Source organism: Ensifer oleiphilus (genome assembly GCF_013371465.1).
Taxonomy (GTDB): Bacteria; Pseudomonadota; Alphaproteobacteria; order Rhizobiales; family Rhizobiaceae; genus Ensifer; species Ensifer oleiphilus.
The window spans coordinates 1,099,291-1,111,645 of the sequence record NZ_JABWDU010000002.1; the positions used below are offsets into that span (position 1 = coordinate 1,099,291).

Annotated in this window: 16 protein-coding genes; 5 read left to right on the forward strand and 11 right to left on the reverse strand. The window is 61.7% G+C overall.

The window, feature by feature from the left end; translation table 11 throughout:
• Window positions 1–13 precede the first annotated feature (13 nt).
• Both HT585_RS12030 and HT585_RS12035 read right to left on the reverse strand, forming a co-directional pair.
• Window positions 14–1,654, reverse strand: coding sequence for an ABC transporter substrate-binding protein (locus tag HT585_RS12030; RefSeq protein WP_176353096.1), 1,641 nt, complete (start codon window positions 1,652–1,654; stop codon window positions 14–16).
• Between the two features lie 50 nt (window positions 1,655–1,704).
• Complete coding sequence (locus HT585_RS12035) at window positions 1,705–2,760, reverse strand: dipeptidase (RefSeq protein WP_176353097.1); 1,056 nt, start codon at window positions 2,758–2,760, stop codon at window positions 1,705–1,707.
• Window positions 2,761–3,113: 353 nt separating this feature from the next.
• Between HT585_RS12035 and HT585_RS12040 the strand changes: the two genes are divergently transcribed.
• Both HT585_RS12040 and HT585_RS12045 read left to right on the forward strand, forming a co-directional pair.
• The gene (locus tag HT585_RS12040; protein ID WP_176353098.1) at window positions 3,114–4,319 is read left to right on the forward strand and encodes an alpha/beta hydrolase; all 1,206 of its coding nucleotides are present in this window, start codon (window positions 3,114–3,116) and stop codon (window positions 4,317–4,319) included.
• Between the two features lie 83 nt (window positions 4,320–4,402).
• Complete coding sequence (locus HT585_RS12045; RefSeq protein ID WP_176353099.1) at window positions 4,403–5,419, forward strand: substrate-binding domain-containing protein; 1,017 nt, start codon at window positions 4,403–4,405, stop codon at window positions 5,417–5,419.
• A 7-nt stretch (window positions 5,420–5,426) separates the two neighbouring features.
• Here the strand turns inward: HT585_RS12045 and HT585_RS12050 are convergent, their stop codons facing one another.
• The 4 genes from HT585_RS12050 to HT585_RS12065 all read right to left on the reverse strand — a co-directional run bounded on the left by HT585_RS12050 (window position 5,427) and on the right by HT585_RS12065 (window position 8,316).
• Entirely contained in the window at window positions 5,427–6,470 is a 1,044-nt protein-coding gene (locus HT585_RS12050) for a Gfo/Idh/MocA family protein (protein ID WP_176353100.1), read from the reverse strand.
• A gap of 5 nt (window positions 6,471–6,475) precedes the next feature.
• Window positions 6,476–7,261: a ThuA domain-containing protein gene (locus tag HT585_RS12055; RefSeq protein WP_176353101.1), complete on the reverse strand. Its 786-nt coding sequence runs from the start codon at window positions 7,259–7,261 to the stop codon at window positions 6,476–6,478.
• A 135-nt stretch (window positions 7,262–7,396) separates the two neighbouring features.
• Window positions 7,397–7,738: a DMT family transporter gene (locus HT585_RS12060; protein WP_176353102.1), complete on the reverse strand. Its 342-nt coding sequence runs from the start codon at window positions 7,736–7,738 to the stop codon at window positions 7,397–7,399.
• A gap of 17 nt (window positions 7,739–7,755) precedes the next feature.
• Window positions 7,756–8,316 (reverse strand): TetR/AcrR family transcriptional regulator, encoded by a 561-nt coding sequence (locus HT585_RS12065; RefSeq protein WP_176353103.1) that lies wholly within the window; start codon window positions 8,314–8,316, stop codon window positions 7,756–7,758.
• A gap of 138 nt (window positions 8,317–8,454) precedes the next feature.
• Between HT585_RS12065 and HT585_RS12070 the strand changes: the two genes are divergently transcribed.
• Both HT585_RS12070 and HT585_RS12075 read left to right on the forward strand, forming a co-directional pair.
• Window positions 8,455–8,847 carry a globin domain-containing protein gene (locus tag HT585_RS12070; protein ID WP_176353104.1) on the forward strand — a complete coding sequence of 131 codons (393 nt, stop codon included), beginning with the start codon at window positions 8,455–8,457 and terminating at the stop codon, window positions 8,845–8,847.
• 6 nt (window positions 8,848–8,853) lie between these two features.
• Window positions 8,854–9,222: a DUF423 domain-containing protein gene (locus HT585_RS12075; RefSeq protein WP_176353105.1), complete on the forward strand. Its 369-nt coding sequence runs from the start codon at window positions 8,854–8,856 to the stop codon at window positions 9,220–9,222.
• A 29-nt stretch (window positions 9,223–9,251) separates the two neighbouring features.
• Here HT585_RS12075 and hmuQ read toward each other — a convergent pair whose 3' ends face one another.
• From hmuQ to HT585_RS12100, 5 genes are all read right to left on the reverse strand, one after another.
• On the reverse strand, window positions 9,252–9,566 hold the full coding sequence (hmuQ, locus tag HT585_RS12080; protein WP_176353106.1) for a heme-degrading protein HmuQ: 315 nt from the start codon (window positions 9,564–9,566) through the stop codon (window positions 9,252–9,254).
• A gap of 10 nt (window positions 9,567–9,576) precedes the next feature.
• Window positions 9,577–9,846: a hypothetical protein gene (locus HT585_RS12085; protein ID WP_176353107.1), complete on the reverse strand. Its 270-nt coding sequence runs from the start codon at window positions 9,844–9,846 to the stop codon at window positions 9,577–9,579.
• 66 nt (window positions 9,847–9,912) lie between these two features.
• Window positions 9,913–10,329 (reverse strand): DUF2325 domain-containing protein, encoded by a 417-nt coding sequence (locus HT585_RS12090; RefSeq protein ID WP_176353108.1) that lies wholly within the window; start codon window positions 10,327–10,329, stop codon window positions 9,913–9,915.
• A 212-nt stretch (window positions 10,330–10,541) separates the two neighbouring features.
• Window positions 10,542–11,456, reverse strand: a complete 915-nt coding sequence (locus HT585_RS12095) for an energy transducer TonB family protein (protein WP_176353109.1) — start codon at window positions 11,454–11,456, stop codon at window positions 10,542–10,544.
• Window positions 11,457–11,518: 62 nt separating this feature from the next.
• A complete protein-coding gene (locus HT585_RS12100; protein ID WP_246707668.1) occupies window positions 11,519–11,953 on the reverse strand; it encodes a hypothetical protein in 435 nt (144 codons plus the stop codon).
• Window positions 11,954–12,122: 169 nt separating this feature from the next.
• Between HT585_RS12100 and hemP the strand changes: the two genes are divergently transcribed.
• The gene (gene hemP, locus HT585_RS32075; protein ID WP_210270374.1) at window positions 12,123–12,350 is read left to right on the forward strand and encodes a hemin uptake protein HemP; all 228 of its coding nucleotides are present in this window, start codon (window positions 12,123–12,125) and stop codon (window positions 12,348–12,350) included.
• The last annotated feature ends 5 nt before the right edge of the window (window positions 12,351–12,355 follow it).

The following is a 12,355-nucleotide window of genomic DNA, read 5'->3' on the forward strand; positions in this document are numbered from 1 at the left end:
CTATCCTTTCGGGTTATTCCTTCGAGATGCCTGCAACGAAGTTGGTGTCGAAGCTCGGGCCGAGCTTCAGGCCCTTGACGTTGCCGCGGTAGCCGGCGACTTCGGTCTGCTGGAAGATGATGACGAACGGGCTTTCGCCCAGCACCGTCTTCTGCAGTTCCTTGTAGGTTTCCGCACGCTTGGCGCTGTCACGCTCAAGCAGGGCAGCCTTGGTCTTCTTCGTCAGTTCCGGAACGTCCCAGGCATTGCGCCAGGCAAGCGTCTTGTTCTTGCCTTCGTCGGAGTTGTCCGGGTTGGCGGTGAAGGTTTCGGCATTCGAGTTCGGGTCGAAATAGTCCATGCCCCACTGACCGATATACATGTCGTGGTTACGGGCACGATACTTCGTCAGCGTCTGCTTGCCGTCGCCGGGGATGATCTCCAGCTTCACGCCGGCCTGGCCAAGCGTCTGCTGGAAGGATTCGGCAATGCCGGTGACCGGCTGGCCGTTGCGCACGTCCATGGTGACGGTGAAGCCGTCGGCAAGACCGGCCTTGGCCAGCAGTTCCTTCGCCTTGGCAACGTCGAACTTGTAGGGGTTCTCGTCGAGCGCACCCAGAACGCCCTTGGGCAGGAAGCTCTGGTGGATCTCGCCGATGCCCTTGATGAGGGTCGAGCCGATCGCATCATAGTCGACCAGATACTTGAAGGCTTCGCGCACCTCAGGCTTGGCAAGGTTGGCGTTCTTCTGGTTGAGACTGATGTAGTAGACGGTGCCCTTCGGTGCATTCGTCGTGGCAAGGTCGCCATTCTTTGCGACGGCGTCGAAATCGCCCGGCTCCAGGTTGCGCGCGACGTCGATGTCGCCGGCTTCCAGCGCCAGGCGCTGGCCCGAGCTTTCCTTCATGTGGCGATAGATGACGCGGGCAAGCTTGGCCTGCTCGCCATAGTAGTTGTCGTTGCGCTCGAGAACGATGACTTCGTTGGCGCGCCATTCGCGCAGCTTGAACGGGCCGGAGCCGGCGTAGCCGGTCTTCAGCCATTCATTGCCGAAGTCGTTGTCGTACTTGTACTCGTCACTCGGCGTGACCGGCTTGACGTTTTCAAGCACCAGCTTCTTGTCGAGCACGGCGCCGACGGTCGCGGTCAGGCAGTTCAAGACGAAGCTCGGCGCGTAGGGCTGGTCGACGGTGAAGACGAAGGTCGTGTCGTCGGTGGCCTTGGCCTTTTCCGTCACATTGTCGCCGGTAAGGCCGAACTGGGTGAGGATGAAGGCGGGGCTCTTGTCGAGCTTGACGGCGCGTTCGAACGACCAGGCGACATCAGCAGCCGTCACCGGGTTGCCGGAGGCGAACTTCAGGCCGGACTTCAGCTTGAACGTATAGGTCAGGCCGTCGTCGGAAACGGTCCAGCTGTCGGCGAGGTCACCGACAACCTTGGTGGTGTCGTTGATGTCGAGGCGCACCAGCATGCTGTAGGTGTTGCCGGTGATTTCGGCCGCGGTCAGCTCGAAGGCTTCGCCCGGATCCATGGAAATGACGTCGTCGATCGCAAAGGCTTCGACCAGCGTGTCCTTCGGCGTTTCGGCAAAGGCCGGCGCGGTCGCGGCCATCACCATGGCGAGCGCCGCCGAAGCGGTCAGAAGACGAAGACGTCCATTGAGCTTGTGCATCATTTTTTGCAGTTCCCTCGTTTGCGCCCCTTTCGGGGCCCTTCTTCATGGGTTCAGGCGGCCTCGTGCCAAGCCTGCCCCAGAACTCTCAGCCAGTTCTCCCGGCATATCTTTGCCAGTTCGGCGTCACCATATCCGGCGCTCTTAAGTGCCGCAACGAGCTTCTGATTGCCCGCCGCATCGCCGATATCTTCGGGGATCGTCGCGCCGTCGAAGTCAGAGCCGAGGCCGACGCAGTCGATCCCCATGCGCTCGACCATGTAGTCGATATGGCGAACCATGTCGGAAAGCGGCGTCGCGGCGTTTTCCTGTGCGTCGGCGCGCAGCATCGTGGTTGCGTAGTTGAGGCCGACGAGGCCCTTGCTTTCGCTGACAGCATCGAGCTGCTTGTCGGTGAGGTTGCGCGCAACGGCAGTCAGTGCATGGGCGTTCGAGTGGCTGACAACCAGCGGCTGGTCGCTCGCTTTGGCGACGTCCCAGAACCCTTTTTCGGTGATATGTGCGAGATCGATGAGGATGCCCAGGCGGTTGCACGCCTTCACCAGCTCGAAGCCGGCCTCGGTCAGGCCCGGTGCGGTATCGGGCGACATCGGGAAGGCGAAGGGCACGCCGTGGGCAAATGCGTTGTGGCGGCTCCAGACCGGTCCGAGCGAACGCAGGCCGGCGGCGTAGAACGTTTCGAGTGACGACAGATCGGCACCGATCGCCTCGCAGCCCTCCATGTGCAGGACGGAAGCAAAGGTGCCCTGCCCGGCCGCATCGCGGATCTCGGCGGTCGAACGGCAAAGCTTCCAGGCACCGGCCCGATCGAGACGGACGGCGATATCGGCCATCTCGACGGCGACGGCCAGCGACGGCAGATGCTCGAGCGGCGCGGAGAGCGGCGTGGCGTAGTGGCCATTCGCGTCCGGCCCCGCCAGCACGAGATCGCCTGATGGCACGTAAATCGCGCAGAGGCCGCCGATCAGGGCGCCGGTTTTCGCCCGCGGCGCATCGATGTGCCCCTTGTCGGTGCCGGCGACGAACTCGCCAACCGGGTCGCCTCCCTTGCGCGCATTCTGCCATAGCCGCAGAAGCACGTCATTATGGCCATCGAAAACCGCCTGCATTCCGGATTTCCTTATGTTTTCAGGGAGATCGGATGAAGCATCGAATGCCGCACCGAAGGAGGAAAGATCGGATGCTATTGAAACGCAGATCCCTTTTCAATTGATATTGAGGGGTTTTACCCAATGCCCGCTGTCGCGAAATGTTGCATGTTTGCCGCATGTGTGCCGTCAGAGAGGGCGTGAACAGGCTGAAAAGCTATGCCGGGGGCAGAATTTCTGCCATTTGTAGGGCATGAGACTGGCCGGGTCCGGGGTTATGGATCGGCACGCCGCATGATGCGGCATTGGGGGTTTTGTTGCTGCGTTTGTTTTCTTGGGCAGGCCGACCGGGCCAAGTGGGCCGCGTTGCTACCATGCTGGTCCTGGCATCCGTTCTTACAGCCTGCGCCAGCCGCCCCGTCGGCGTACTCGTTCCATCGGGAACGGCCGGCGGCGCCTCGGAAGTCGATCTGCTGGTCGCCACCACACGCGCGCCCTCGACCGAGCCCGGCGTACTTTTCAGCGGTGAACGTGCAGATGAACTCTCCCTCACGGAAATCGTCGTTTCCATTCCACCCGAAAAGAGCCGCACGGTTGGTCAGGTGCAATGGCCGAAGAAGCTGCCGGCCAATCCCGAACGCGAGTTCTCTACCGTCAGCGTAACGCCGCTGAAGGGCAAAGAGGATGCCCAGTCCTGGCTGAAGGGCAATCTACCGAAGAGCCGGCGCGTGCTGATCTTCGTTCACGGCTTCAACAACCGCTACGAAGACGCGGTCTATCGCTACGCCCAGATCGTCCACGATTCAGGAACGGATGTCGCGCCGGTGATTTTCACCTGGCCGTCCCGTGCCAGCGTCTTCGACTACAATTACGACAAGGAAAGCACCAACTACTCCCGTGACGCGCTGGAAGACCTGCTGCGCCGGGCGTCACGCGATCCGAAGGTCGGCGAAATCACCGTCATGGCCCACTCGATGGGATCCTGGGTGACGGTCGAGGCGCTCAGACAGATGGCAATCCGCGATGGCCGGATCGCGCCGAAGATTACAGACGTCATCCTCGCATCCCCCGATCTCGATGTCGACGTTTTCGGCAAGCAGATCCAGGCGATGGGCAAGGCGCGGCCGAAGTTCACGCTGTTCGTTTCGCGCGACGACCGCGCGCTCAACCTTTCGCGCCGGATTTCCGGGAACATCGACCGCCTCGGGCAGATCGACCCGACGGTCGAGCCCTATCGCACCCAGCTGGAAACAGCCGGCATCACCGTCCTCGACCTGACGGCGCTCAAAGGCGGCGACAAGCTGAACCACGGCAAATTCGCCGAAAGCCCCGAGGTGGTGCAGTTGCTTGGCAACCGATTGATCGCAGGACAGACCGTGACCGATTCCGACGTCGGCCTCGGTGAGCGCGTCGGCGCAGTGGCGCTCGGCACCGCCCAGACCGTCGGCAGCGCCGCAAGCGTCGCGGTGTCCACGCCGATCATGATCTTCGATCCGCGCACCCGCGCCAACTACGGCAATCAGGTCCGCCGTCTTGGGCAATCGGTGGAAAACACCGTCGGCTCGACCGTTGCCCCCTGAGACCACTCCTTGTTGCGTCGGCAAGGCCCGCTAGGCTATGCTTTATCGGGTCAGGATTGACCCTGGGGCAACGGGAAAATGAAATGAATCTCAAGGAGTTCGCAGGCCAGCTGGGGCTGTCTCAAACGACGGTCAGCCGCGCGCTCAGCGGTTATCCGGAAGTCAAGAAGACCACGCGCGAACGGGTGCTGAAGGCGGCAGCCGAACTCGGCTACCGACCGAATACCAGCGCGCTCGGGCTGGCGACTGGACGCGTCGGCACCATCGGCATCGTCTTTCGCGGCGGCGGCGATTTCGGCCCGCACACCAGCGAGTTCATGGGCGGACTCGGCAGCCGGCTGCAACAGGCTGATGTCGATATCCTGCTCTCGACCGTCGACACGCGCGAAGCGGAGCTTTCGACCTACCGCCGGCTTGCCGCCAGCAAGCGCGTCGATGCGGTCATCCTGCATTCGCCCGCGGTCGACGATCCGCGCATCGCCCTGCTTGCCGAGCTGCGGCTGCCTTTCGTCCTGCATGGGCGAACCGGGACTGCAGGCGATTTCGCCTTTCTCGACATCGACAATTTCGGCGCGATCCGCCAGGCAACCGAGCTGTTGACCGCACTCGGCCACCGCCGCATCGCGCTCGTCAACGGCCATCGCGGCTACACCTTTACCGAACACCGGCAGGATGGTTATGCGGCGGCGCTAGGTTCGCGCGGCATCGATATCGATCCCAACCTGCTCGGCAATGGCGACTTCACCGACGAGATGGGCTTTCGCCTGATGCAGGGGTTCTTGGCACAGGAAGACCGGCCGACGGCGGTGCTGGCCGGCTCGATGATGTCGGCGCTCGGTGCCATGCGGGCCATCCGCAGCGCCGGAATGACGGTCGGCGAACACATCTCCCTGATCGCCCATGACGACGTCTTTCCGTATCTGAGCCCCGAGAACCTGATCCCGACGCTCACCACCACGCGATCATCGATCCGCGCTGCGGGAACGCGGATCGCCGAGATGGCTCTGGATCTTCTTCAGGGCACGCCAGCGGCCGATCTGCGCCAGGTCTGGCAGGTGGAACTGGTCATGCGCAGCTCCACCGCGCCGCCTCCGAATTGAAGCGTTGTCAGACCGAGAGTTCGCGCCTTTCGGCTTCGGTCTCCAGCGCCAGGTCCAGCACCTTCTGCAGGTTCGCGGCATGGCGGAAGCCCGGCTCGACCGTCTTGGCGTCCTGAACCGCGGCGGCAAAACGCTGATAGTTGGTCGGCACCGTGCCGGCATCGACATCCCGCCAGGTTGCCGTCTCGACATCGGAGCCCAGGCAGGCGCGAAGCGTCGAGCCATCGGGCGTATGGACCACTTCGAGCGCGCCCTTGTCGCCGTGCAGCCGTAGGCGCAGCTCGTTGAGATGGCCGGTCGCCCAGCGGCTGGCATGGATCACGCCCATGGCGCCATTGCCGAATTCGGCCGTCATGACGAAGCTGTCATTGGCATCGAGGTCATATTCTCCGATGCGGTTTCCCGGCGCCTTGTCGAAGGTCTTCAGCCGCGCGAAGATCCGCTCGGCATCGGTGCCGGCGCCATAACCGGCAAAATCGAGGATATGGATGCCGACGTCCCCGAGAACGCCGTTCGAACCGTGTTTGGTGGACAAGCGCCAGAGCCACTGCGATTCCGTCGCCCAGTCGCCCCAGGCCTTGGAGACGAGCCAGCTTTGCAGATAGGACGCTTCGAGGTGACGCAGTTGGCCGACGTCACCGGCAAGCACCATCGCCCTCGCCTTCTGCAGCGGCGCGACGTTGCGATAGGTCAGGTTGACCATGGTGACGAGGCCGGATCGCTCCGCCGCATCGGCCATTTCCGCGGCCTTGGCGTAGTTTTCCGCGAGCGGCTTTTCGCACAGCACATGCTTGCCGGCAGCAAGCAATGCCAGCGTCGTCGGGTGATGCGCCTTGTCCGGCGTCACGTTCGTCGCCGCATCGAACTCACCCCAGGCGATCGCCTCGTCAAGCGAGGTGAAGGTATTGGCGATGCCGTGTCTCTCGGCAAAGTCCTTGGCGCGTGTCGGGTCGACATCGACCGCCCCAACCATGTCTACGCCCTCGATCCCCGCGAAGGCTTCGGCATGGCTGTTGGCCATGCCGCCTGTTCCAACAACAAGAAGACGCATGCCGATCACCTGTACCCGGCTTCGCCGGCCTCATGCAGCTTGGGGCCGCGCTCGACGATCGGCTCCAGAGCATTTTCCACCGGCACATTCGGTGCGTCGTGGATCGCGGTGTAGCGGTTGTCGGCGTTGTAGGCCCACTTCACAGAATTGCGCAGCACCTTCTGGACATTGCCGTCATGATAGGTCGGATAGGTCTCGTGGCCCGGGCGGAAATAGAAGATGTTTCCAGCGCCCCGACGCCAGGTCAGGCCCGAACGGAAGACTTCGCCGCCGGCAAACCAGGAGATGAATACCGTCTCCAGTGGCTCCGGCACGGAGAACTGCTCGCCGTACATCTCTTCGTTTTCGAGTACGAAGTTCTCCCCGATCCCCTCGGCAATCGGGTGGCGCGGATTGATGGCCCAGAGCCGTTCGCGCTCGCCTGCCTCGCGCCACTTGAGCGCACAGGGCGTGCCCATCAGCCGCTTGAAGATTTTCGAGAAGTGACCGGAATGCAGAACGATCAGGCCCATGCCTTCCCAGACGCGCTTGGCGACGCGCTCGACCACCTCGTCGCTGACCGCACCATGATCCTTGTGCCCCCACCACAGAAGCACATCGGTCCTGGCCAGACGCTCCTCGGTCAGGCCATGTTCGGGCTCCTGCAGCGTCGCCGTCGTCGCCTCGATCGAAACGTCGGTGTTCAGCGCCGCCGCAATCGTGTTGTGCATCCCATTGGGATAGATGTTCCGCACGACCTCGTTGGTCTGCTCATGGATGTTCTCGCCCCACACGACTGTCCCGATTGGCATCGGCAAACTCCCGTTTATGCGCAGCTGTTAAAATTGAAAGCGGTTTCAATTTATAGAACTAGTCATGCGCAAACGCCTTTGCAAGTGCTTTTTGGCCTGGCGGACGTCGGTGGCCGGATGTCGGCGGCGAAATTGTCAGTGGAATGTGGACTTGGAGAAGACGTTGAGCACGACCACGCCGGCGATGATGAGCCCGAGGCCGAGTATGGCCGCAAGGTCCAGCTTCTGGCCAAAAGCGAAGTATCCGACGAGAGAAATCAAGACGATGCCGAGACCGCTCCACACCGCATAGGCGATGCCGACAGGGATGTAGCGCAACGTATAGGACAGGAAGAAGAAGGCGATGGCATAGCACACGACCATCGTCACTGTCGGCACCAGCCGGGTAAAATGCTGTGCCGCCTGCATCGCCGAGGTGCCGAGCACCTCGAAGACGATCGCGACGACCAGGACGGCATAGAGCATGGTGGGGTTCATTTTCGTCTCCATCCGACCTATGTGGCCAAAAGCGCTTTGAGATTTTCGGCCAGCGCGATGCGGGCCGCAGCATCGAGGTCATGGCTCTGCATCAGGTCGGCGAGCCAAAGACCGTCCGCGGCAAACCTGGCGAGCACGCAGTTGGGCGACGCATCCGTTTCCGCAAACTCCTGAGTCCGACGGTTGACCCATGCACGCCAGCGGATCTTCAGGTTCGGCTCCGCAATCAGCGCGATCGTCAGCATCCGCCAGCCGGGCACGTCTGTCTCAGGATCGAGCTTCGAGCACACGTCGACATAGGCGCGGGTAAAGCGCCCCTGCGCGACCGGATCCCCTGCCATCGCCGCCTCGATCGCCGCATCGAAACGCGCGACGAGATCGTCGAACAACCCATCGAGCAGCGCCGACTTGTTGGGGAAATGATGCAGCAGCCCACCCTTGCTGACGCCGGCCGCATGCGACACAGCATCCAGCGTTATGCCTGCCACCCCCTGCTCATGCGACAGGCGCGCGGCCACCTCCAGCAATTGCTGGCGGACCTGCTCGGGTTGCTTCTTGCGGCGATGGGCTTCTGTCATGTCGCTATAAAGATACCGTCTGGACGGTTTGTCAAGACTGAAGCGCTTCACCGCGCCGAAACGCCGCAAATTCGATTGGGGAAAGCCGTTGTCCGCAAAGCCACCGCGGGCTAGGACAAAGGCACGAAGGAAGCGGCGATGGCAGAACAGGAAACGACGACCCTCTACGAAGCGATCGGCGGCGACCCGACGGTGCGCGCGCTGACCCATCGCTTTTACGAGCTGATGGATACGTTGCCGGAAGCAGCGCGCTGCCGTGCGGTTCATCCGCCGGATCTTTCGGGCAGCGAGGAAAAATTCTACGAATACCTGACCGGCTGGCTCGGCGGTCCGCCGATCTATGTGGAAAAGCGCGGCCATCCGATGCTGCGGCGCCGGCATTTCGTAGCCGAGATCGGACCGCAGGCGCGCGACGAATGGCTGCTCTGCTTTACCCGCGCGCTCGAAGAAACGGTAGAGCACCCGAAGCTGCGGCAGATCATCCTCGACCCGATCACCCGCCTCGCCTTGCACATGCAGAACAAGGAATAACCTGACATGTCGACCAGTGGATTGCGCGCAACGACACTCTTTGTCGCCGGCTTGATGGGACTTGCCGGAGTGGTCAGCGCCGCCGGCGCTTCCCATGGCCCCGACCCCAGGCTGCTTGCCGGGATCTCGGCCATGTGCCTGGCTCACGCCCCGGCGCTCGTCGCACTTTATGCGGCCTGGCCGAGCTTTCGCACGGCACCAGTCGCAGCCTTGCTGATCTCTTTTGGAACGGCGCTGTTTTCAGCCGACCTCGCCATGCGCCACATGAGCGGACAGGGCCTGTTTCCGATGTCGGCGCCGCTCGGCGGCACGACGATCATGGCCGGCTGGCTTGCCATTTCGCTCGGCGCCTTCCTTCCAAAGAAGGCGCCGTAACGCTTAAAGGCCGCTCGCGGCGCCTGCGATCAGGCGCCTTCGACGACGGAAAATCCCTCGAACTTCGGCGGGCCGAGATACATCGCGCGGTTGTCGCCGGCATTCTTGTGGGCTGCGCGGAAGTTCTCCGATTTCGTCCAGGCGGAGAAGGCATCCTTGTCCTTCCAGGTCGAATTCGACACGAAGAGCGTATAGCCCTCCTCCGGCACGCTTTCGCCCCTCAGAAGATGAAACGAGAGGAAGCCCGGCATGTCCGCAAGGCTTGAATCGCGGCCCTTCCAGATGGCTTCGAATGCCTCTTCCTGGCCAATAGCGATACGGAAACGGTTCATTGCGTAGAACATGGCCTGCCTCTTATGCGCTGTCTTTCTTGCGAGCAGGCTCGTTGGCCGCTCGCGGGAAGGCAACAATAGTGGCCTCCTGCGGCTCTGCAAGCCCGAAAGGATCGCGGCCCGGTCGGCGCGTTTCCCAGGACGGGAACTCGGTGACGTTGGGGTTTTCTTCGAGCATGCGCGAACGCCGCGTCAGCACTTCGTAGAGTTCGGGCACGAACCCGTCGCCATTTTGCGCTGCCAATTTGTGCAGGCCGATCATCATGCACTTGTCCGGACTGTCTTCAATCATGTCGAAAAATCTCCAGGCGCGCAGGCGGCCGCTTGCCGTCGCCGCGCGTCGTATTTTTGGGTGGTTCTAATCGTTGCGGCTATTGGTGAGGTCCTGCAGCGCCCGCTCAAGGCTCGACTTCGAGCCGTTGCGTAAGGGCACGAAGGCCTTGCCCCACTTCTTGCAGCCGGTCTTCACGCGAAGACATGCATCGTGACTGATGCAATCGATCGGGCAGAAGACACAGTCGACGGAGGGAAGAACGCGGTCGATGCGCGATACCGCCTCGCGCAAGCCGCCGTCGTGATGAAGCAGTTCGGCGCCGAAGGAGCTGGCGATTTCACGCAGATGCGCCACCTGGCAGTCGCGCCCGCCGACATAGAGAAAGCTGCGGCCTTCGAGTGTCGTCTTGCTAACCTCTGCCTCTTCGCGGACCTCTGTCCGTTCGGAGCCGGAACGACCCTTGCCGTTCTTGGCCGCATTGTGGTGACGCTTGCCGCGCATGCAATCTTCTCCGCCTCATTGCTGCGTCGGCTACCCTCATGGCAACCGATCGCATCGGGATCGACACACACCGTTCGGTTGCGTCACGGCGGCAACTTATAAAACTTGATATTCGGAGTAAAGTATAAACATGAGTTTTATAATCATATTTGCGCAGCAAAATTTGATAGCTCTCGCGCCCAACCGGCAGCGCTGCCGCCGACCCGCCTTAGTTAGCGGACACTTGCCTGAATCGGCAGGGTGAACGGTATCGCATTTTTCCCGGCCCCCTCGGGAATGGCTGGAAATGGCGCAGCGCGACGGACTGCCTCAAGAGCGGCGGTGTCCAGAACCGGCGACCCTGAGCTCCCGGCGATGCTGACGCGCGAAACACCGCCGTCCGCGAGCACAGTAAAGCTCACCGTCGTCGTTCCCGACAATCCCTGGCGACGCGCCTCGGAGGGAAGCTTGTATCGACGGTTAATCTTCGCGCGCACTTTACCGTTGTAATTCGACATGTCTGCGTTTCCGACGGCGGACGAACGGTTCTTGCCCGTTGCCGCTGCCGAATTGCCGTTGACGTCGCCATCCAGCTTACCCTTGACCTGACTCTGGGCCTGCTCCCCTTTGTCGCCCGTCTTCTTCCTGGTGACCTTCTTCTTCTTGACCGGCTCCTTCTTGGGTTCGGGTTTTTCAACCTTCTCCTTTTTCGGCTCCTGGATCTCAGGCTTCTCCTCCGGGACGATTGTCTCGACCGGCGCGACGCTGGCGGTGACAACAGCTTCGGCGACCTGCAGGGTGGGAACCTGTTCTGCGGGCAGGATGACGTCGGCCTCGGTGGCGATCAGATCATGCGGCTGCTCAGCGGTAATCTCCGGCGTTGTCGACGTAACATCTTCAACCGGGGTGATCTCCTCCGGCTTGACTTCGTCGGGAACATCTTCAGTTGGCTCAACGACTTCCGCCGGATCTCCGGACTGCAAAGTCTCCTCGAAGGCGTCTCCGAGAATGGCGACCTCAAACTCGGCACCACCAGCGATCAGGTCCAGTGGCTGCTCCGGCGCGGACGAGGCAAGGTACATCGCGCCGCTGGCATGCGCCACGAGCGAGAAGGCGATTGCGCCGATCCATTTGATGGTATGCTTCATCTTAGCCCAACCTTCGCCGCGAACCGCGACGCAAACGCAGTACTCAATGCGAAAACCCGACCTCAGCCCTTGAGTTCGACCGCCGATTTCGAACCGGTCTTGAGTGCCTTCATGCAGGCATCGCCCTCAACACCATCGCCGACACAGGCGGGCGCGTCATTGATCAGCAGGCTCTTCACCGCCTCGCAATTCGTACCCGGCAGATCGAACTGGCGAACCTTGGTCTTACCGGCAGGCAGGTCGCGGAAGTCGAGCACTACCATGCGCTCGACCAGGCCCTTCTGGTCGAAGATCACGAACTCGAACGACACCTTGCTGAGATTCTGCACGAACGCATTGCCGGCAACTAAGGTGAGTTTGCAGCCCTTCTGCGACGGCGCGACTTCGTTGAGTTCGATGTTGAGCGCGCCGGCGGACGCAGCGTCCTGAGCCACGGCAGCGCCTGCCGAAAGTGTCAGGGCAAAAGCAACGGGAACAACCATACGTGAAAGGTGCATCATTCTAATACCACTCGCGATCGGCGCTCCGAACCTTAGGGAGCGTTGAAGTCGTCGCCATCTGTCCACAAGCGCGGAGCATTTAAGTTGAGTGTGGCGATCCGGTATTGCGTCCATAAAGAAATATGAGTAATGAAGTCAAGATAGTAAACGAATTGCGCGGCAGGAAATGCGGGAAAAAAGCCGCCGCCCGCCATCTAGAGACGACCGAACCGTGACAGCTGACGACACCGATTATGCGCGACTTTCGCAACCTGCGGCATCCGCGCAGCGTGTCCAGCGGGTCGTCGAAAGCCGCGACCTGTTTCGCGGTGAAAACGAGATCCTCATTTCCCACGACGGCGCGATCTACCGCATGAAGATCACCCGCCAAGGCAAACTGATCCTGAACAAATAGGCGAA